Here is a 21,707-nt window from a genome sequence, read left to right on the forward strand (position 1 = left end):
AAAATTTTGGCTATCTCCGGCTATTATTTGGGGAAACAATTAGTCAAAATTATTAATTCTACAATTCCTATAGCAATTTTTCGAGAAGCCCTTTAAATGCCTTATTTTTGCAAAATTCACCATTTAAATATACCTAACTTTTGAGTAAAAAGGCACAAGAGCAAGACACGAGTAACGGCAAAGAATTATACAGCTATCAATTGAATGATCTTGATAGAATTTTTAACTGTATAGAGGAGGAGTCTGACGACTTTAACCTTCTTTATCAACTTCCTACAGGTGGTGGTAAGACAGTTATATTTTCTGAAATTGTACGCAGATACATTGCAGAAAAGAAGAAAAAAGTTGTTATTCTTACACACCGTATCGAGCTTTCTTCACAAACTTCAAAAATGCTTAAAGGCTTTGATGTGCCAAATATGGTCATCAACAGCAAAGTAAAAACTCTTGAGGGGAATGAAGATTACATGTGTTATGTAGCGATGGTTGAAACTCTTAATAATCGCCTTCAGGATGAGCAAATAGATATAAAAGATATTGGTCTGGTCATTATTGATGAAGCGCATTACAATTCATTTAGAAAATTATTCAGCTATTTTAAAGATGCTTTTATATTAGGAGTAACGGCCACACCATTGAGTTCTAACGTGAAGTTGCCTATGAAAGACAACTACCGTAAACTTATAATAGGCGAGAGTATAGGTTCTTTAATTGAAAAAGGATTTTTAGCAAAAGCCAATATGCATACGTATGATGTTGGCTTAAAAACACTTCAGGTTGGTATAAATGGGGATTACACCGTAAAATCATCTGAAATCTTGTATACCAATCACAGTATGCAAGAAAAACTACTTGCGGCTTACGAAGAGCGGGCCAAAGGGACTAAAACATTGATCTTCAATAACGGGATCAATACTTCGCGTTATGTATATGAGACCTTTAAAGAAGCGGGTTATGATGTAAGACACCTAGACAACACACATACCAATAAGGAGCGGAAAGAGATTTTGAAATGGTTTAAAAATACTCCAGATGCTATTTTAACATCGGTTAGTATTTTGACAACAGGTTTTGATGAACCTTCGGTAGAGACTATTATTTTGAATCGTGCAACGCGATCGTTAACCTTGTATTTTCAAATGATAGGTAGGGGATCTCGTGTATTACCAAACAAGAAAAAATTTGAAGTTATAGATTTAGGTAATAATATGGCGCGTTTCGGTCTGTGGGACGCACCTATGGATTGGAATGATATTTTCTTATATCCTGATTTCTACCTTGAGAATCTTGTGAGTGACGAAGAAATTGAGCGCAATTTTGAATATGTTATGCCTCCAGAATTACGAGCGCAATTCAGTAATAGTGAACGTATAGATTTTGATATTAAAAAAGAATACGAAGATGTTTTTGCAAAAGGCTTAAAGTCTAAAGAAGCGCTTGAACGTTCTATAGATCAGCATGCAAAAATTGTTTTTGAAAATACAGAGGATGTTTTTGATGCACGTATTCTAGCTCGGGAACTTAAAGAAGAGATACAATATCGCATACGTCTGTATTCATATTGTATTATGAAAAACACAAAGAATTATAAAGACTGGTTAGAAGAAGATTATATGCGTAAATTAAGGCTCAAACTTAGCCAGATGTACGCCAATGTACCGGCTCAATAGTCTTTATTTATGCACAATTCTTTTAATAAATCAAAAATATTATTACTGGCTTTTGCTTTTTTAATGCTTTCAATTGAAGGTGTAAATGCTCAAAAAGGTAATCACGAATTGGGTGCCTGGTACGGATATTTCTTTGACACAGATTTTGGTGAAAGTAATTTTGGTATTATGGGTGACGTGCAGCAACGTAGTTTTAATGTCACCAATGATTTTCAGCAATTAATTTTAAGAGCGGGATTATCCTATAAGATTCCGGGTTCTTCTCTAAGAGCAGTTGCCGGTTACTCCTATTTTAATAGTGGGACGTTTGGTCCAAGTAATAAGCAAAGCTTTGAGAACAGAATGTATCAAGATCTCATCTGGAATAATCAATTTTTTGAAGGTCGTATTGCATTATTACACCGCATTCGTTTAGAAGAACGCTTTGTAGAAAACCAAGATTTTAGAACGCGATACCGATATTTTTTAAATGCAAAACTTCCATTGAATAAAAAAGTGATGGGCCCTAACACATTTTTTCTTTGGGCCGCAGGCGAAGTCTTTGTTAACGGTCAGCAACAAATAGATAATGGCCGGACTGTAAGCCTTTATAACCGCACTTGGTTATTTGGTGGAGTGGGATATCAAATAAGATCTGGTCTTAGAGCTGAACTTTCGTATATGCGCGAAGTAACTAATACACAAACAAAAGGGCAGCTCATCGTAAGTTTGTTTCATACATTCTAGAAACTTTGTCTTAATTTCGCACTATGATTTCAAAAAGTAAAAATTTTAAAGCAGCCCTCAGCATTTTGCTGGTACTGGCTATTTTTGCTTTTAAAGTTGTAGATGTCCACAAATACGTTCACGACAACGATTCTGTAAAAGGATCGCATTGTGAGTTGTGTTTGCTTACTCATAAACAGAAACAAAATTTAGATTTTGATTTACCTCCTGTTTATGATTTTCAATTGCAACCGCCAGTTGCATCTTATAATACTTCGCTTTTTTATACTGATTTTAATAAAATAAATCGGTTTCCTTTTGGCATCTCGCTTAATAAAGCACCACCAGTATCAGTTTAAGCCCATATTCCATTGGGTTATTTATAGATAATGAGAGCAGTCTTCTTATCAAGTTTGTGTTGTAAACATTTTTGATTTGCACCAAAACTTTTTTAAATAAACTGATAATCATCCTGTAAAAGGATACAATTTTTCAAATATGAAATTTTTCAGTTTGATGCTTATGCTATTTCTAGGGATTCAGCTACAGGCTCAACAATGTAATTATAGTATTAGCGGTGTCGTGCGTGATTTTCACGATGGGGATGCATTAGTAAATTCTACCCTTAGTGTAAATGGCTTCGAGATTTATGCGCTATCTGATTTTGATGGAAACTATAAATTAGAAGGTTTATGTGCGGGAACCTACACGATCACAATTACTCACCCCGAGTGCGAGGTTGCCGAATTTACAGTGGAGGTAGCGGGTGATGTCAAGCGCGATTTTAAACTCGAGCATCACACTGAGGAGCTCAATTCAGTAACTGTAAAAGGACAAAATCTCACTAAAGGATCTGCCTCAAGTGCTGCTCAACTTTTACAGACCGATGATCTGGAAAATTACAGCAACGCAAGTTTGGGGGATGCCCTTCGTGAAATTCCGGGTGTTTCATCCCTCAATACCGGAAGTACCGTTGTAAAACCTGTGATTCAGGGCTTGCACAGCAGTCGAGTGCTTATTATCAATAACGGTACGCGAATGGAAGATCAGGAGTGGGGCGTAGAGCACGCTCCCAATCTGGACCTTAATACTGCTGCTAATATAACGGTTGTTAAAGGAGCAAGTGCTTTGCGTTATGGCGGTGATGCCGTTGGAGGGGTAATCCTTACCCAATCTCCTAAAGCACATGCCAAGGACACCCTGTATGGTAAAACCATTCTTAGCGGAGCTTCAAACGGTCGTGGCTACGGGGTTACTTCAACCTTGATGAAGGCTTATGAAAGTGGCTTTTATATTCAAGGCCAGGGTACCCGCAAGCGTTCGGGCGATCGTGAATCACCAGACTATGTTTTATCTAATACGGGAGTTTCTGAAAATGATTTTTCGGTAGGGATTGGTTTAGATAAGTTCACTTACGGTTTTGACGCGTATTACAGTATGTATGATGCCGAAATAGGAATTTTGAGGGCAAGTCATATTGGGAATGTGAGTGATCTGGTAAGAGCTATAAACAGCGGAGAGCCCTTTTTTATCAGGGATTTTACCTATGATATCAATGCGCCTAAACAGGATGTTAGGCATCATTTGGCCAAACTCAGTATGTTTAAACGCTTTGAGAAAGCAGGTAAATTAACGCTTGATTATTCTTTTCAACAAAACAACCGAAAGGAATTTGATATTAGGAGAGGGCGAAATGATCCCAGTCTTGATCTAAAATTGACCACGCATACCCTGCAAAGTAATTTTGCCTATGATGCGCGATCTGATTTTAAAGCAGATTTTGGGGTTGAAGCTTCCTATCAGGAAAATTTTCCGAATCCTGAAACAGATATCAGACGTTTGATACCTGATTATGAGATGTATACTTTTGGAACCTATGCAACGGCTTCATACGACCTTACGGAGAAGATAAAACTAGATGGAGGATTCAGATATGATTTTAGTGAAATAGATGCACAGAAGTTTTACCGCAATAGCAGCTGGGAAGATCGGGGTTATGATGTTGATTTTGCTGATATTATCGTAGAGCAGTTTGACAATCAGCTCTTGGTAAATCCGGTATTCGATTATCATAATTTTTCCGGGACTCTTGGAGGCAGGTATCAGTTTGCTAACAATTGGGATTTAAAACTCAATTTTAGTTCTGCTTCACGAGCGCCAAACCCTGCAGAATTGTTTAGTGACGGGCTGCATCATTCGGCAGCCATTATTGAACTTGGTGATTTGCGCAACAAACAGGAGCAGTCCTTTAAGACCAGTCTGGAACTTAATGGTCAGAGCGGTGGATTTACTTTTGGGGTTAATCCCTTTTACAACCGAATCAACGACTTTATTATACTTGAACCTATAGGTGTGCAGTACACTAATCGTGGTGCTTTTCCGGTCCATGAATATAGACAGGTTGATGCGCGTTTGTACGGGGTAGATCTTCAGGCAGCCTATTACTTTAATGATAAGTTTGATATTAAAACTTCATTTGCCTACGTCAATGGTCAGGATTTAGATCGCGACCGACCTTTAATTGATATGCCAGCGCCCAATGTGAATACGGTTTTATCTTTCCGCAAAGCGGAATGGAATAATCTAAATGTTTCCTTACGTAATCAAAGTGTTTTTAAGCAGACCCGTTTCCCTAATAATGATTTTCAGGTGAATTACATCAACGAATCAGGTTCTGAGGTAACTGAAACTGTAAAGATTAGTGAATCTCCAGCTGCTTATAGCTTATTTCATATTGCATCTTCCGCAGAATTTAAGGTGCTTAATCAATCTACACTGACTTTAGGCCTCTATGTAGATAATGTTTTAAATACGGCCTATAGAGATTACTTAAATCGTCAGCGTTATTTTGCTGATGATTTGGGTAGAAATTTTCGAATTCAAATTAAACTCAATTATTAAATACAAATTAAATCATGAAAAATCTAAAAATTCTAAGTCTACTGTTTATAGCAACACTAACATTTAGTTCTTGTTCAAACGACGACGACAATACACCTGAACTCATCAATGAAGAAGAGGTTATTACAACCATAACAGTAACTTTAGTTCCACAAACCGGAGAAACCGTTACACTTACTTCACAGGATCTTGATGGTGATGGTCCTGACGAGCCTGTTGTAGACGTTTCTGGCTCTTTACAAGCAGGTATGAGCTATACTGGTTCAGTTCTTCTTCAAAACGAGACTGTTTCTCCTGCCGAAATTATCAATGAGGAGATTGAAGAGGAAGCAGACGAACACCAGTTTTTCTATCAGGTTGGTTCAGGTCTTAATGCTACTGTAAGTTATGCTGATACTGAAAATGACTATCTGACTAATGGCAGTACCAATCCTGTGGGAATTGATTTCACCTTACTTGCAGGTACCGCTTCAGAGGGTCAGCTTACCGTTACCCTACGTCACGAGCCTAATAAAGGTGCCGAAGGTGTAAGTGAAGGTGATTTAAGCAATGCAGGGGGAGAGACTGATATTGCTCAAACTTTTGAGATTGTTATCGAATAAATAATCTTTAAGTTACAGGAAATAAAAAATGCTCCGCAATTTGCGGAGCATTTTTTTATTTTGAATCGAGGATAAAACCTATCCTAAATAGGTTTTAAGCACTTTACTTCTAGAAGTGTGACGCAATCTTCTAATTCCTTTTTCACGTATCTGACGTACGCGTTCACGGCTTAGATCAAACATTTCACCTATTTCCTGAAGTGTATGAGGTTGCTCACCACCCAAACCATAGTTTAATTTGATTACATCAGACTCACGAGGAGACAATGTTTCTAAAGCGCGCTCAATCTCAGTTCCTAAAGATTCCTGCATCAAATCTGCATCAGGATTAGGAGACTCACCAGATTTTAGTACATCATAAAGATTAGAATCATTCTCACCTTCTTTAAAGGGTGCATCCATAGAAAGGTTACGACCAGAATTCTTCATAGCTAACTTTACTTTAGCTACAGTCATATCCAGTTCTTTTGCAATCTCATCTGCAGATGGTGGACGCTCTAAACTTTGTTCTAAATAAGAAAATGCTTTGTTGATCTTGCTTATTGTACCAATTTTATTAAGCGGTAAACGCACCGTTCTTGAATGCTCTGAAATAGCCTGAAGAATAGATTGACGAATCCACCACACAGCATAAGAGATAAACTTAAAACCACGTGTTTCATCAAAACGCTTTGCCGCTTTAACAAGACCTACATTTCCTTCGTTGATCAAATCAGGTAATTTTAATCCCTGATTTTGATATTGTTTTGCAACAGATACCACAAAACGCAAATTAGCCTTCGTTAATCGTTCTAAAGCAATCTGATCGCCTTCACGAATACGTTGTGCCAACTCGACCTCCTCATCAGCGGTAATCATATCGAGTTTACTTACATCTTGTAAATAGGTGTTTAAAGATTTTGATTCCCGATTGGTTACCTGCTTGGTGATTTTGAGTTGTCTCATATGAAATTTATTTTTTTAAAGTAAATAGGATGTATTATAACATGGATAAATGTAAAATCAAATTAAAATGCACTTTTTATGATAACTTTAGCATTTATCTATGTTTTTTTTAATTATATGATAAGGACCAACCTAATTATCCTCATCGTTTTTCTTTTTCCTTTTTAAGAACGAAAAGAATCCTTTTCTAGTATCTTCTTCCTCTTCTTGATTAACTTCTTCTTCGCTCGGTAATGGCTCTTCTTCTGTTCTTATGATAGAACCATTATCATCCAGATACACCTTTTTTCTGAATTTTTGATCTTCTTTACTAAATATAGACTCAAAAAATTGACGCACTTGTGAAGTACTGTCTTTTACAATAGGAGGGCAGTTGAGTGCATCAGCAACTTCTGAAGATGGCGCCTTAAACCGTTGTTTGGTTAAAGAAGCATAGGTCGTGTCATTATTAAGACGTTGCATAAACTTTGCATAAATTGGCAGAGCCGAATTAGCACCCGCACCTAAACCTGTACTACTAAAACCTATTCTATAATCATCGTTTCCTACCCAAGTCACTGCAACCATATAAGGAGTAATCCCTACAAACCAACCATCTTTGTTATCCTGAGTGGTCCCGGTCTTTCCTGCAATATCATTTTTAAGCTTATATGTATACCTTAGTCGGGTTGCAGTCCCTTCACTTACAGTCCCACGCATCATTTCTATCATTGCTTGCCTTGTAAAATTGCGCATTACAGATTTTTCTGGCGTTTCTGGCGTGAAATCTACAATAGTTTTACCTGCACGGTCCACAATCTTAGTGATATAGAGAGGCTTCATTGGTTTTCCGCCATTTACAAATGAAGTATAAGCAGAAGCCAGATCGCGCATTTTTATTTGAGCTGTTCCTAAAGCAAGTGAAGGGACTTGAGGTAACTTTGAAGGAATCCCCATTTTATGGGCTTGATTAATAACTTTACCAATGCCTACATCGAGCAAAACTTTTACAGCAACGGTGTTAACCGAATTACTCAAAGCTCCTTTTAAGGAGTATTTTAAATCTTCACCCTCACCACCTGAGTTTGATGGTGACCATTCTTTATTGTTGAAATAGTAAAGTTCTTGTTCTCCACTATAATAAGTACACGGATCAACTCCTTGTTCTAGTGCAGTTGTGTAAACAAATGGTTTAAATGTAGATCCTACCATACGCTCACTTTGACTTACGTGGTCATATTTAAAATTTTCAAAATCAATACCGCCAATGTATGCTAATACACCACCGGTCTCAGGATCTAGAGCTATAAAGCCACAGTTTAGAAGCGATAAGTAATGGGCAAGGCTATCTCTCACTGAAATAGATTGAGTCGTTTCATCACTATTCCAGTCAAATATTGTTCTGTTTCTTTTTACATCAAGTGAATCTTCAAGGGCTTCTTGAGAAATACTATCTTTTACTAACTTTTTATAGTAAGGTAGTTTTTTTAAGCTGGGTTCTAAAATTGATTTGCGTTTCCAGGGGGCATAGTTGCCATATGCTTTTTCATATTGAGTTTGCAACGCTGCCATTTGCTCACGCATTCCGGCTTCTGCATATTCTTGCATTTGCTTATCTAGGGTGGTATGTATAATAAGGCCATCCTGATAAAGGTCATAGGCGCTTCCGTCTGCTTTAGTATAATTTTTCAGGAGTTCTTTAGCCTCTTTACGTATAAGTTCTCTAAAATAAGGTGCTATACCTAAATCTGTCCTTTTTTGATAACTTAGAACGATCGTATCTCGCTCCATTCCAACAGTGTCCCGAGGTTTTAAATACTTATACCGAAGCATTTGATTGATAACTACATCTCTTCTTTTTTTAGCTCTGTCTGGATGTACACGTGGATTGTAACTGTTGTTTGCCTTTAGAGTCCCAACTAATATTGCTGCCTCATTTAAGGTTAAAAGTTCTGTGTTTTTATTGAAAAACTTCTGACTGGCACTTTCAATTCCGTATGTGTTGTCAGGGAACGGAACGGTATTGAGGTAGAGATTTATAATTTCATCTTTTGTATATACGTCTTCAATACGCTGGGCAACAATAAACTCTTTAAATTTTGAAATGACCAGATTGAAAGTTCCTCCGCCGGGTCTTCCGTAGATATTTTTAACCAATTGCTGGGTGAGTGTACTACCACCTCCAGAAGACTCGTCTTGCATAAGAAGAGTCTTAAAAAACACCCGCATCAAACTCAATTTATCAACACCATCGTGCTTGTAAAAACGAGCGTCTTCGGTAGCAATTAAGGCATTTTTTAAATGTGGTGGAATCTCATCAAAACCTATAGGTCTGCGATCAAAAATATAATATTTCCCTATGTTTTTACCGTTGCGATCTACCAGTTGAGTAGCTAAGGATTGTTCTAAGTGGGTGAGTTCATATTTAGAAGGAAGATCTCCCCAAAATCCCATATAAATACTCAGAAAGAATATTGAAAATATAAAGAAAAAAGAACCTATAACGAGTAAAGGGTAACGAACCCATTTTCTTTTTATAGCACTGTGAAATTTTAAAGCAGCAAATCTAAAACCGATTTCTACATACTTTAAAACCTTTGTAAAAAGTGTAAAAGCTTTGTTTTTAAAAGAAGTGATATTCTTATTTTCTAAGGGGTTCTTCATAAAAGAACAAATGTAGTGGTAATCTTTAAAGCTATCTACAGTGGTTTACATTACTTTAACAACTATTTTTTGATTTTAGTGTAACAAAAAGTTAACTGGTCCGTCTACTTTATATAACATCAATCAAGAAGTTCTTTAAAATTCAGATTTTGTATAAAACTAGTTGCCGGCTCTGTTGGCGAGATGTTTTAGAACGTGTTAGGCTTGCTTCCTTTTATTAAGGAAAAGAGCTTGATAATAGGAAGCTGATTTTTCAAGATAAAATCAAATCAATCACAAACGGGCAGTTATCTGATTCTTTTAGATAGCTGCTTTTTTATTGGCATAGCAAAAGGATTTAATATTCCGAAGCTTGCCCCAGAGTAGTTTACTTTATAAAAGTGTTGCAAGTAGAAGCGTACCGGCAACACAAAGAATGATCGAGAGAATTCCACCTATAATAAAAAAGTGCTTGAATTTGTAAATCCCCAGGTTGTAAATCAAGGTGTTAGTCTGATAACCTACCGGAGTGAAAAAACTAAAATTTGCTGCAAACATAACTGCGAGTATAAAAGGTTTTGCAGAAAGATCTAAGCCGCTAGCTACTGTAATTGCAATAGGAGTCATAATTACCGCAGTAGCATTGTTTGAAATACTACCGCTTAAAACCATTGTTATTAAAAATAATGCCCCTAATACAAATAAATTGTCTTTCCCCTCAAAAAGCATAAGTAAATGCTCAGATAGCCAAATATCTGCTCCGCTGTTTGTCATTGCAACTCCTAATGGAATCATACCGGCTAATAAGAAAAAAATTTGCCAGTCAATTTTATGATAAATCTTATTCATCTCAAGGCTTTTAGTTGCTAATAACAATGCAATCCCGGTAAGCGAACTAGCCAAAATACTTAAAACACCTGATGCTGCCAGACCTATAACCGTCAATAAAATTGCAAGTGTTATATACTTTCGGGTCTTGTTTTTGGGTTCAAAGGGCTCATGTGTTCTAAGAATTACAATACCTTCTAAATTCTCTAAAGTATTCAGTTCTGCCTGAGTTATTTCTAATAGAATTCGATCCCCTGGTTTTATGCGAATCTGATCTAAATCTTTACGAATTAGGCGTTCTCGTGTGTTGCGAATATTTTTTCGTTTTTTAATTGCTACGGGTAATGCTCCTTCAAGTTTAAAACGCTTTAAACTGTTAAGCGTATTCCCTATAAAAGTAGATCCCGGCAAAATTAAAACTTCCACTAAATGGATTTCAGATTCTGGATTCTCTTCCTCATTCTCTTTTGATTTTTCGGTATTTTTCTTAGAGAGTCCTTCTTCGGCAGAAATTTGTTCTACCGTTTCTAGATCTGCCATGACCACTAAGCGATCCCCTTGAGCTAAGGTGATGTATTTTCCGGGAGCATTTGTAACATCACTACCCCGAATGAGTTTCAATAGTGTTACATTAGGTGTATTTAAAAATGAAATATTTTTTATTGATTTACTTATTAGTGGAGAATCGTCATTAATAGTTAACGTAGTGATGAGTTCATCAAGCTTATAATCTAGCTCCAGACTTTCAGAAGCATTTTTAGCAGGTAAAAAGCGAGAAGCACTAGTTATTACTACAATACCTATAACAAGAAAAATACATCCAAAAAGAGCAAATTCAAAAAAGCCAAGCTTTTCAACTCCGCGGTTTTGAGCTATAGAATTTACAATGAGGTTTGTAGAAGTACCCATTAGTGTGCAACTACCGCCTAAAATACCTGCGAATGAAACCGGCAACAACAATTTTCCGGCAGCAATCCCATAACGTTCTGCCAGTTGAAAGATGATCTTTATAAAGATAATTACAACTGCTGTAGTACTTATAAATGCTGAAATACCTGCGGTTATAAACATAAAAACAGGAATGAGCAGGAGTAGAGGGAGTATGCTTAAACGCTGTAACCCTTTAGCAAACCAAGCTATAACACCGTTATCTTCTAGCGCAACTGCTATAATCATTAAAGCTAAAACGGTTATTGTTGCCGAATTGGAAAAACCACTTATGCCTTCTTCTGGACTAACTAAACCCAGTAGGATCAAAGAAACCACAATAAACATTGCAATCTTGTCAACAGGAAAGAGTTCGGTCACAAAAAAGAAAATAGTTAAACCGAGGATAATAAAAACTTCAATGATTGCAATATCCATAAAATTAAGCTGAGATTTTTAAGCTAAATTTATAATGAAACTTAAAATCATTTTGCCAAATATTACTTAAACAATACACAATCAAAATAGGTTATAAGTAGAATTGATATTTTTGAATTTATCTAACATTAGTTTATGTATGAATCTATACGTTCTCACGTAGAAGAAATTATTCAAATTTCTGATGAGGAATTTGAAGAGTTTAAGAGTATTCTAGCTCCGCAACGATTGCGAAAAAAAGAGTTTCTCATTCAGCCCGGTTCGTTTGTAGATACAGAATATTATGTTGTGGAAGGTTGTGTAGAAGCTTTTCATACTTCAGAAGCAGGAGAGCAATCTGTTGTGCAGTTTGCTATTGAAGATTGGTGGATAAGTGATTTCTCGGCTTTTTTTAATGAAACACCAGCACGATTGAGCGTTAGTTGTTTAGAAGATTCTTTGGTTTTAGGATTGAAGAAAAATAATCTGGAAGAACTGTATAAACGAATACCAAATTTTGAACGATTTTTCAGGATCAAGACAACCAGAGCATTTATAAGTTTGACTGCTCGTATACAAGCGGGATTAGAAAAGAACAGTAAACAACGGTATTTAGATTTTTGTAAAACTTATTCTAATATAGAAAAGCGGGTTCCTAATTATAGAATCGCGAGTTATCTGGGCATTAAGCCAGAATCTTTGAGTAGAATCAGAAAAGAGCTTTCAGTACTTGATTAACACTGATTAACATCATTTGAAACTTATTAACAGGTTAAACTAACATAGGTCAACTTCTGCTACCTGTTGGGTTTATAGTTTTGTAAAAAACATTACTTATGAAACTAAAGAATAAAACCATTATCGTTACAGGAGCTTCAAGCGGAATAGGAGAAGCTACGGCTAAAACACTAGCTAAAGCAGGAGCAAATCTGGTAATCACTGCCAGAAGAACTGATCGATTAAATGAACTGAAAGCATCAATTGAAAAAGATGGAGGTAGAGCTTTAGTAGTTACTGCAGACGTTACCAGTAAAAAAGATTGGAAAAAAGTAATTGATGAGACACATAAAACATTTGGTAAAGTTGATTCACTTGTAAATAATGCTGGTCTAATGCCTCTTTCATTTGTTGAAAATTTGAAAACAGATGAATGGGATAAAATGGTAGATGTTAACATTAAGGGTGTTCTTAATGGTGTGGCTAGTGTAATCCCAGATATGAAAGAAAATAAATCAGGGCACATTATTAACATATCTTCTGTTGCTGGTAGAAAAATTATGCCTGCAGGTGCCGTTTATTGCGCCACGAAATATGCTGTAAGAGCATTAAGTGAAGGAATTCGTCTAGAAATGGGGCCAAAATATAATACTAAAGTAACTGCTATAGAGCCAGGATTTGTGGATACAGAATTGACTAATACTATCACAGATGAAGATGTACAAGAGATGATGTCTCAGTTTGAAGACCTTACTCCATTACAGGCGCAAGATATTGCAGACTCAATCTATTATGCTTTAACACAACCTGAACATAGCAGTGTAAATGAAATTTTAATACGTCCTACTAATCAGGATCTTTAATATTAAAACTAAATTTTTTACAAAAAAAGCTTCCGATCTCTGGAAGCTTTTTTTGTAGAACTATAATTGAGCATAATATCATTTACTTTTAGCAAATAAAAGCAATATTTAAAAGTCCCAAGATACCCAGAATTAAAGCGATGATTCCTATAATTACTTTATATGGATTTAGAAATGCAGCAGATTTATTAAAGAAGTCTTGAAGAGATTGGCTGTTTTCAAACGAACCACCTAGCAGTGATAATCCTGCCAGAATACCTATTATATCTCTAAACGTACAGAAGGGTCTGAATAAGAACCAAAAACCTATAAGTAAGCATATTCCGCCTATGACGGCTGCAAAAGGTTTTAGTGTGTTTGCAGCTTTTGTAAAAATCTGTGTGCTGCCATCCCATTTATCAAGCGTAGTAATCCCTAGTAAAATACCTGCGCATATAAGTGCAAGTTCAAAGAGTATAACCATATTATTTTTCTTTTAGTTTCTTGAAGTCTGTAACATGAACAAGGTCTTCTTGTTCACGAATAAAATTAACTGCTTCAAGTAAACTTTCAAAAGAAAATATCTCGCCTTTATAAAAAAGACGTTCCATAATTAGATTGTGTATTGCTGTTTTGCGATGAATAACAACTGCAAATATATTTAAAAGATCATATTGATTTAAGTACGTAAGCCAATCTTGAGGCTTTATAGAATAATCGTTGATTCGATTTGATATATAGTTTATTTTTTGATGCTTGTTGTAGAATTTTTTGCAAGCTATAATCACTTCACAAGCTTTATCCCACTCAAAGATTTCGCCTTCATTTATTTCTGATATTATATAGTCATCAAAGAAATAGAATACTCCAAAATCAAATTCGTGTTCTTCTCTTATAAGACTACTTAGGTAGGTATCTTTCACTTTCATATTTCAAACTTTATGATTAATAGAGGTAGGGCGTCTATCTTAAAGTTAGGCATTAAGACACAGCTTAAAAATCTGGATGTTTACTTATTCGTTTTACTAAACAAAAAAAGCCGCACATTGGCGGCTTTTTACAAGTAGAAAGAAAATGTACTCTTAGTTTGTACTACCTACAAGTGATAAAAACTTATCAAGATTAGGTAAAATTACGATGCGTGTACGTCTATTTTTTGCTCGGTCTTCTTTAGTAGCATTATCAACTAATGGTAAATAACTACTACGTCCTGCAGCAATTAATTTTTTAGGATCAACACCGTATTTGTCTTGTAGTTCTCTAATAATAGCGGTAGAACGTTCAACACTAAGTTCCCAGTTATCTATGATATACGCTCCGGGTTTTACAGTTTGATCATCTGTATGACCTTCAACCATTACTTCTATAGCCGGTTCAGAATTTATAACATCAGCAAGACGCATTAATAAATTATCAGCCTTATTACTGACCCTGTAGCTTCCGCTATTAAATAATAATTTATCTGAAACATTAATCATTACAACAGTCTCATCAATATCAACTTGAATATCATCATCTGAAGATACACTGGCATCCAGATTTTTCTTCAAATTATAAGATATTGCAAGATTCATAGAATCTTCTAAGCTTTTAGCTTGTGATAATTGATTCTGATCTGCATTTTTTAAAGTAGCGCGCATTTTGTCTTTGGTACTTTCAGACATTACAGCAAGATTTTCTACAAGATCTAATTTTTGATAATTGTCATCTCTTAATGAATTTATTTTACTGTTGTAGTCTGCAACACGATTTTCAATAGCGCTGTATTTCGCTTCTAATTTTTCTTTTTCTACTTGTGTTTTAGTGAGCGAAACCCGAGTATCATCGTATTTGGTTTCAAGTTCTGTGTATTTCTTTTTTGACACACATGATACGGTAAGTATGGTCGCTCCTAATAGGGCAACAGTATTAATTGTTCTCATTATATTCATAAATTTAGTTAGACACTTATAACAGGTGTTATTTCAATTTATTTTTTTGAGAATCCTATAATTTTGTTAATACAGGTTGTATGTTTTAGAATTAGGCATAAAAAAAGTCCGTAAACACTAGGCTTACGGACTTTATATAAATAATTCAGTTTCTTATTTTATAGCAACCACTTCAAGATCAAAAACTAGATCCTGACCAGCTAATGGGTGATTTGCATCGATAACGATACTCTCGTTACGTACTTCTGCTACACGAAGTTGACGCTCACTACCGTCAGGATTTTTAGCCACAAGACCCATGCCTACCTGAGGATCTATTTCTGGTGGCAATTCAGCTTTAGGTACCTCTTGAAAAAGATCTTTTCTTACTTCTCCATAAGCTTCACTTTCAGGAATAGTTACTGTTTTTTTCTCAGTAACCTTCATATCAATAAGTCCGTTTTCAAATCCTGGAATGATTTGTCCCTGACCTAATTGAAATTCTAAAGGCTCCTTATCTACAGAGCTGTCAAAGATCTGACCATTGGTTAATTTACCGGTGTAGTGTACCTGCACCGTATCGTTATTTTTAACTGTACGTGTATTTTTTTCCTGTGTTTCCATAGGTGACAAGCTAAAAAACAGGTCGAATAATACCTAGCTAATTATGTTAAAATCCAAATTTTTAAGACATCAAAAACGAAAAGCATCAAAACCTGAGGAATTGATGCTTTTTAGTATTGTTTACTTAATAATTAGGATTTAGCCTTCTTGTTTTTAATGACTTTTGAAATAACAAAATAACCTACTAAAGCGATTATAAAGTATAAGAAATAGGAAACTGGTTTTCCGTTACCCCCTACAGTGGTAAACAAGCGTTCCCAACGTATTTTTTCCAGAATGCCTTTACCATTACTATCCCAGCTAAACCAGATAAAGACCGGTTTACCCACAATATGATTTTCTGGTACAAAACCCCAAAAACGGCTGTCTTCACTATTATGACGATTATCACCCATCATCCAATAGTAATCTTGTTTAAAAGTATATTCAGAAAGTGGCTCACCATTCAAGAGAACCTGATTTCCATTTACGCTAATTTCTCGTGGCTCACCCATTTCTTCCCCTTCATAGATCTCAATCAAGCGCTTGTAAAGCGGTAAATTTTCAGTTGAAATAGGGGTGGTAGCTCCTTTTTTTGGAATATATACTGAAGCGATCTGATCACGATTTCCTAAGCTCGCATTTCCTTTAGGAAAAATTGAAGGATCTTTTTGATCTGGAGTGGCAATCAATTTTTCTAAAGAAGCAACATTAGGATGATTTTTAAAGCGCTCTGCATTCTCATCGGTTATCGCTTGGGTAGCAAACTGAGTAGCATTATAGAATCGCAGATTTGTAATTTTATATTGATCGTATAGGTTTTTTGCGTTAAATCCGCCACCTTTAGAAGTACCTTGATAGCTGTATTGCAGTTGAGCACGATCTGGTAATTCGAGAGGTTCATTATTTACGAATACTTTACCATCAACAACTTTTAAACTATCACCCGGTAATCCCACAGCGCGTTTAACGTAATTGGATTTTTTATCAATGGGCTTGTGGTAATACTTACCATCATCCATACCATAAAACCGGTTAACTGTATCTACCGGCCAACTAAAAACCACAATATCGCTACGCTTAACATCCTGAAAACCCGGGAGTCTAAAGTAGGGGAGTTGTGGCTTATCTAAATACGATTTAACTCCAATGCCGGGAATCGTATCATGAACCATAGGAAAACTTACCGTTGTCATAGGTGTACGAGCTCCATAATGAAATTTACTTACAAAAAGAAAATCTCCTATAAGTAGTGTGCGCTCTAATGAGCCCGTAGGTATTGTAAAAGGCTGCATCACATACGTGTGCACGATGGTAGCAGCAACAACTGCAAATAGAATAGAGCTCACCCATTCTCCAGAAGCACTTTTAGGAACCAAAGAACGTTCGGTTTTATAAGTTACATGCGCTACATAATTTAAATAATACAGGTAAAATCCTAATGTTACAATAACCAGAACTGTATCTGTGGTAGTGTTCTTACCAAAACTACGCGCCGTTTCTACCCAAATAACCGGAAACATAATTAGATTGACAATGGGTATAAACAGTAAAATCGTCCACCACCACGGGCGACCTATTATTTTCATTAAAATTACGGCATTGTATATGGGGACTAAAGCTTCCCAGGCTTGTCTTCCAGCTTTTTTATAAAGCTTCCAGGTGCCTAAAAAATGAATTACCTGTAATGCCAGAAAAAATATAAACCATTGCATTAGTGTCATCGGTCTCTTTGTTTATATGCAAGTCTCTTTGGTATCAGAAACGATTGCGGTTTAATGTTGTATTGGTTAAAATTTTTAAATTTTGTTACGATAAATTTAAAACATCTTTCATGCTGTAAACGCCGGTTTTGTCTCTTAACCATTCAGCAGCTATAATCGCTCCTAATGCAAATCCGTTGCGATTGTGAGCTTTATGCTCAATGGTTATTTCATCAACCTGACTCTCATATTTTATTGTGTGTGTACCGGGAACTTCACCTTCACGTTCAGCTTTAATGGTGATTTTATCAGTTTCTTCTTTATCAAGAACCCAGTCTGTATTGTGAGAGTGATCTAAGATTCCTTCAGCCAACGTTATAGCGGTGCCACTGGGTGCATCTAGTTTGTGAATGTGATGCACTTCAGTCATAGATACGTTATAATCTTTAAGATGTTGCATCATTTTAGCAAGCTGTTTATTCAGTTCAAAAAAGATATTGACCCCAACACTAAAGTTAGATGCATATATAAATGCTCCATTGTTTTTTTTGCATAGCGAAACCATATCTTCATACTTAGCTAACCAACCTGTAGTTCCAGAAACTACCGGGACACCAGCTTTTAAACAAGCAGAAATATTATTTACTGCTGCGTCTGGGACACTAAAGTCTATCGCAACATCTGCCTCGTTAAAATCATAGTCATCATTTTGATCAATAGTCTTAACAACTGTATGACCACGTTCTGTAGCTAGTTTTTCTATGGTTTTTCCCATGCGGCCATAACCAAGAAGGGCAATTTTCATAATCTAAAAAGTATAAGTTAACCGCATACCAAAGGTGTTGTTGTAATCAAATGTGTTGCGCTCCATAAAAGGAGAAAAGCTCAAACGGTCTTCAACCTCATATTGAGAAAGGTGGGCGTCTACGTTTGCTTCTATAATCTGCAAAACATAAATTCCTGCGGTAATTAATATTGAAAGTTCTTTATTTCTTCTGTAAAAATCCTGAGCACGGATTAACTGATCTTCTGTAAAAGTTTGAGTTATAGAGCCATCATCAGCTATAATTGTAAACTCATCAATTCTACCAGCTATACGATCTTTATAAGCCGTACGATATTTTTGAAAAAGGTCGTGATTGTAAACAGCAATACCCACTCCTGTACCTATAGCACCATATACGAGAGGCATTTTCCAGTAATCTTTATTGTACGCTTGACCTAGCCCCGGTAAAATGGCAGAGTAAAAAGCTGCTCTTGCAGGTTTTAAAGGTTCGTATTCTTTAAAAGCTTCGTCTATTTCTTCAGCTTCTATTTTAGGAGCAACTGGCTCGGTTTCCTGAGCATAGCTTAACGAATATAGAAATAGAAATGAAAGTAGCAGGAATTTATTTGGCACCAGAAATTAGTTTTTTAAGTCGCTTAAAGTCTTCTTCTGATGAAAACGGAATAATTAATTTTCCATTGCCTTTGTTAGCAACTTTCACATCTACTTTAGCACCAAAATATGAGGAAAACTCCTTTTTTGCATTCTCAATATATTCTGGAGTTTTACTTTTTGCAGGTGTAGATTTACTAACACTTTTACCTTCTTTATAGCTTTTTACTAGGGCTTCGGTAGCACGTACAGATAAAGAGTTTTCTAATATCTTTTCATAAATATCTAATTGATCAGAAGTGCTATCGATATTGATTAAAGCTCTACCGTGTCCCATAGATAAAAAACCGTCACGCATACCGGTCTGAATAATAGGATCTAGTTTTAATAATCTCAGATAATTTGCGATTGTAGATCTGTTCTTACCTACGCGCTCACTCATTTGTTCTTGAGTAAGATTTATTTCTTCAATTAAACGTTCGTAGGAAAGTGCAATTTCAATAGGATCAAGATCTTCCCGTTGAATATTCTCAACAAGAGCCATCTCTAATGACTCTTGATCATTTGCAATACGTATGTATGCAGGTATGGTTTCAAGGCCAACGAGTTTAGAAGCTCTAAAACGTCTTTCTCCGGAAACTAACTGATATTTATCAAAATCGATTTTACGTACTGTAATAGGTTGTATAACCCCTAATTCGCGTATTGATGAAGCTAATTCTTTTAAAGCATCTTCGTTAAAACTACTTCGTGGCTGAAAAGGGTTGACTTCTATATTGTTAAGTTCTAGTTCAACAATATTGCCCACTACCTTGTCTGCACCTTTATCTTCGGCAGTTTTAATGTCATTATCGGGGTCTTTCAATAATGCAGAAAGACCGCGTCCTAAGGCTTGTTTTCTTACTGCTTTAGCCATCGTTATGCGTCATTTTTTGTGATTATCTCCTGTGCTAAACTTAAGTAATTTGCAGCACCTTTACTGCCGGCATCGTAATTAATTATGCTTTCACCATAACTTGGCGCTTCGCTCAAGCGCACGTTACGTTGTATTATAGTTTCAAAAACCATCTCGTTAAAATGCTTCTGAACCTCATCAACCACCTGATTAGAAAGGCGTAAACGAGAATCAAACATAGTTAACAATAGGCCTTCTATATCTAAAATTTGATTATGGATTTTTTGTACACTTTTTATTGTGTTTAGAAGTTTTCCTAAACCTTCTAATGCAAAATATTCACACTGTATGGGTATAATTACAGAGTCTGAAGCTGTTAACGCATTAAGCGTTAATAAGCCTAGTGATGGTGCACAGTCTATAAGAATATAATCATAAGAATCTTTAAGATGTCGTATTGCTTTTGCCATCATATACTCGCGTTGCTCCATATCTACGAGTTCAATCTCAATAGCAACCAGGTCAATATGTGCCGGAATCAAATCCAGATTTGGCGAATCTGTTTTGATAATAGTTTCTTCCGCTTTGCTCGAATGTTCTAATAATTGATAGGTACCCAGTTCAACAGTTTCTACATCAATACCAAGTCCAGATGTGGCGTTAGCCTGTGGGTCTGCATCAATAAGAAGTACTTTTTTCTCTAAAACGCCTAAAGAGGCAGCAAGGTTTACAGAGGTTGTAGTTTTACCAACTCCTCCTTTTTGATTAGCAATTGCTATTATTTTACCCATAAATTTTTGACTGAATTGTTGTGCGAAAATACAATTTATAACCCGCAAATGAAATGCTTTTTGTTAACAGGTTTTTAATGCTCTATGTAACTTATACTGTGATATTCTAAAAGTTTATGCTTAGTTATAAGCGATATTTTGGTATAAAATATTTTATATAGCTATAAATATCGTTTTTTTCGTGAATGATTATTTTACGTTAATTACAAAAAAGTTTAGTCTATAGGAGATATCAATCTTCAGTAAATCGTGTTTTATAAATTCAAGTACTTATACACGAATAACTTTCTAGAAAAATTAACCTTACTTACTACGTTTAGCCTTAACCATAGCTTCCAGCTGGTCCCATAATTCTTCAGGAATGTCTTTAAGAAGATTGAATTGTCCTGCACCTTCTAGCCATTCTCCACCATCAATCGTGACTACTTCGCCGTTAACATAAGCTGAAAAGTCTGAAACCAGATATGCCGCCAAATTAGCCAGTTCCTGATGATCGCCCACGCGACGTAGCGGCACTTTTTTGGAAAGATCAAATTTCTCTGCCAAATCTCCCGGAAGTAAACGTTCCCAGGCACCTTTAGTAGGGAAGGGGCCGGGGGCGATCGCATTAGAGCGTATCCCGTATTTAGCCCATTCAACAGCCAGCGAGCGCGTCATCGCCAGCACGCCGGCTTTTGCCGTTGCACTGGGCACTACATAGGCAGAACCTGTCCAGGCATAGGTCGTTACGATGTTTAAAATAGTTTTGTTTTTTTCACCTTTATCAATCCAGTGTTTACCAAAAGCAAGCGTACAGTTTTTACTACCTTTTAAAACAATATCAATCACCACATCAAAAGCATTTGCCGAAAGTCGTTCGGTTGGTGAAATGAAATTACCTGCGGCATTATTGAGTAAAACATCAATACTGCCGTATTTCTCAACAATCGAATCTCTCATGGACTCGACCTGTTCGTAATGGCGTACATCGCATTGAACGGCAAAACAGTTGCCTCCGGTATCTTCCTCAAGTTCCTGAGCAGTATTTTTTAGTTTATCTAAATTTCGTGAAGTGATTACCACGTTAGCACCCAGTTCGAGAAAGTATTTGGTCATTGATTTTCCCAGACCGCTTCCGCCGCCGGTGACAACAATAGTTTTTCCTTTTAGCGCATCATCGCGTAGCATTTTATGGGTATAATTCATTTTCGTTTCTTGTAATTCGTATCACTTTTTTTTTAAAAGTACATTTTTCAACACACGATTTAATCT

20 protein-coding genes are annotated in these 21,707 nt (G+C 36.1%); 7 read left to right on the forward strand and 13 right to left on the reverse strand.

The features are described 5' to 3' along the window. Positions 1–140: 140 nt before the first annotated feature. The 5 genes from DSM03_RS08060 to DSM03_RS08080 all read left to right on the forward strand — a co-directional run bounded on the left by DSM03_RS08060 (position 141) and on the right by DSM03_RS08080 (position 5,878). Entirely contained in the window at positions 141–1,670 is a 1,530-nt protein-coding gene (locus DSM03_RS08060) for a DEAD/DEAH box helicase (protein WP_128760948.1), read from the forward strand. A gap of 9 nt (positions 1,671–1,679) precedes the next feature. Then, complete coding sequence (locus DSM03_RS08065) at positions 1,680–2,396, forward strand: DUF2490 domain-containing protein (RefSeq protein ID WP_128763085.1); 717 nt, start codon at positions 1,680–1,682, stop codon at positions 2,394–2,396. A gap of 23 nt (positions 2,397–2,419) precedes the next feature. After that, positions 2,420–2,734 carry a hypothetical protein gene (locus tag DSM03_RS08070; RefSeq protein ID WP_128760946.1) on the forward strand — a complete coding sequence of 105 codons (315 nt, stop codon included), beginning with the start codon at positions 2,420–2,422 and terminating at the stop codon, positions 2,732–2,734. A gap of 139 nt (positions 2,735–2,873) precedes the next feature. Then, on the forward strand, positions 2,874–5,276 hold the full coding sequence (locus tag DSM03_RS08075; protein ID WP_128760945.1) for a TonB-dependent receptor: 2,403 nt from the start codon (positions 2,874–2,876) through the stop codon (positions 5,274–5,276). 14 nt (positions 5,277–5,290) lie between these two features. Next, positions 5,291–5,878 carry a type 1 periplasmic binding fold superfamily protein gene (locus DSM03_RS08080; protein WP_128760944.1) on the forward strand — a complete coding sequence of 196 codons (588 nt, stop codon included), beginning with the start codon at positions 5,291–5,293 and terminating at the stop codon, positions 5,876–5,878. 78 nt (positions 5,879–5,956) lie between these two features. On the opposite strand, the gene DSM03_RS08085 is transcribed toward DSM03_RS08080, so the two are convergent. The 3 genes from DSM03_RS08085 to DSM03_RS08095 form a co-directional block, all read right to left on the reverse strand. After that, complete coding sequence (locus DSM03_RS08085; RefSeq protein ID WP_028375116.1) at positions 5,957–6,823, reverse strand: sigma-70 family RNA polymerase sigma factor; 867 nt, start codon at positions 6,821–6,823, stop codon at positions 5,957–5,959. Between the two features lie 132 nt (positions 6,824–6,955). After that, entirely contained in the window at positions 6,956–9,466 is a 2,511-nt protein-coding gene (locus DSM03_RS08090) for a transglycosylase domain-containing protein (protein WP_128763086.1), read from the reverse strand. 372 nt (positions 9,467–9,838) lie between these two features. Next, positions 9,839–11,638, reverse strand: a complete 1,800-nt coding sequence (locus DSM03_RS08095; RefSeq protein WP_128760942.1) for an SLC13 family permease — start codon at positions 11,636–11,638, stop codon at positions 9,839–9,841. 135 nt (positions 11,639–11,773) lie between these two features. On the opposite strand from DSM03_RS08095, the gene DSM03_RS08100 reads away from it, so the two are divergent. Together DSM03_RS08100 and DSM03_RS08105 are read left to right on the forward strand one after the other, a co-directional pair. Beyond that, positions 11,774–12,355, forward strand: coding sequence for a Crp/Fnr family transcriptional regulator (locus tag DSM03_RS08100; RefSeq protein ID WP_128760941.1), 582 nt, complete (start codon positions 11,774–11,776; stop codon positions 12,353–12,355). Between the two features lie 98 nt (positions 12,356–12,453). After that, positions 12,454–13,197 (forward strand): SDR family oxidoreductase, encoded by a 744-nt coding sequence (locus tag DSM03_RS08105; RefSeq protein ID WP_128760940.1) that lies wholly within the window; start codon positions 12,454–12,456, stop codon positions 13,195–13,197. Between the two features lie 88 nt (positions 13,198–13,285). On the opposite strand, the gene DSM03_RS08110 is transcribed toward DSM03_RS08105, so the two are convergent. From DSM03_RS08110 to DSM03_RS08155, 10 genes are all read right to left on the reverse strand, one after another. Further along, positions 13,286–13,660, reverse strand: a complete 375-nt coding sequence (locus DSM03_RS08110) for a hypothetical protein (RefSeq protein ID WP_128760939.1) — start codon at positions 13,658–13,660, stop codon at positions 13,286–13,288. A 1-nt stretch (position 13,661) separates the two neighbouring features. Further along, on the reverse strand, positions 13,662–14,105 hold the full coding sequence (locus tag DSM03_RS08115) for a hypothetical protein (protein WP_128760938.1): 444 nt from the start codon (positions 14,103–14,105) through the stop codon (positions 13,662–13,664). A 153-nt stretch (positions 14,106–14,258) separates the two neighbouring features. Further along, positions 14,259–15,098, reverse strand: a complete 840-nt coding sequence (locus tag DSM03_RS08120; RefSeq protein WP_128760937.1) for an OmpA/MotB family protein — start codon at positions 15,096–15,098, stop codon at positions 14,259–14,261. A gap of 162 nt (positions 15,099–15,260) precedes the next feature. Then, positions 15,261–15,710, reverse strand: coding sequence for an FKBP-type peptidyl-prolyl cis-trans isomerase (locus DSM03_RS08125; protein ID WP_128760936.1), 450 nt, complete (start codon positions 15,708–15,710; stop codon positions 15,261–15,263). 131 nt (positions 15,711–15,841) lie between these two features. Next, on the reverse strand, positions 15,842–17,413 hold the full coding sequence (lepB, locus tag DSM03_RS08130; protein WP_128760935.1) for a signal peptidase I: 1,572 nt from the start codon (positions 17,411–17,413) through the stop codon (positions 15,842–15,844). Positions 17,414–17,498: 85 nt separating this feature from the next. Continuing rightward, on the reverse strand, positions 17,499–18,197 hold the full coding sequence (gene dapB, locus DSM03_RS08135) for a 4-hydroxy-tetrahydrodipicolinate reductase (RefSeq protein WP_128760934.1): 699 nt from the start codon (positions 18,195–18,197) through the stop codon (positions 17,499–17,501). Between the two features lie 3 nt (positions 18,198–18,200). After that, the gene (locus tag DSM03_RS08140) at positions 18,201–18,791 is read right to left on the reverse strand and encodes a DUF5683 domain-containing protein (protein WP_128760933.1); all 591 of its coding nucleotides are present in this window, start codon (positions 18,789–18,791) and stop codon (positions 18,201–18,203) included. Then, a complete protein-coding gene (locus tag DSM03_RS08145) occupies positions 18,781–19,686 on the reverse strand; it encodes a ParB/RepB/Spo0J family partition protein (RefSeq protein WP_128760932.1) in 906 nt (301 codons plus the stop codon). Before DSM03_RS08145 ends, DSM03_RS08140 begins: the two co-directional genes overlap by 11 nt. 2 nt (positions 19,687–19,688) lie before the next feature. Continuing rightward, positions 19,689–20,456, reverse strand: coding sequence for a ParA family protein (locus DSM03_RS08150; protein WP_128760931.1), 768 nt, complete (start codon positions 20,454–20,456; stop codon positions 19,689–19,691). Between the two features lie 303 nt (positions 20,457–20,759). After that, positions 20,760–21,641, reverse strand: a complete 882-nt coding sequence (locus tag DSM03_RS08155; RefSeq protein ID WP_128760930.1) for an SDR family oxidoreductase — start codon at positions 21,639–21,641, stop codon at positions 20,760–20,762. Positions 21,642–21,707 lie beyond the last annotated feature (66 nt).

This window comes from Leeuwenhoekiella aestuarii, assembly GCF_004104055.1.
Taxonomy (GTDB): Bacteria; Bacteroidota; Bacteroidia; order Flavobacteriales; family Flavobacteriaceae; genus Leeuwenhoekiella; species Leeuwenhoekiella aestuarii.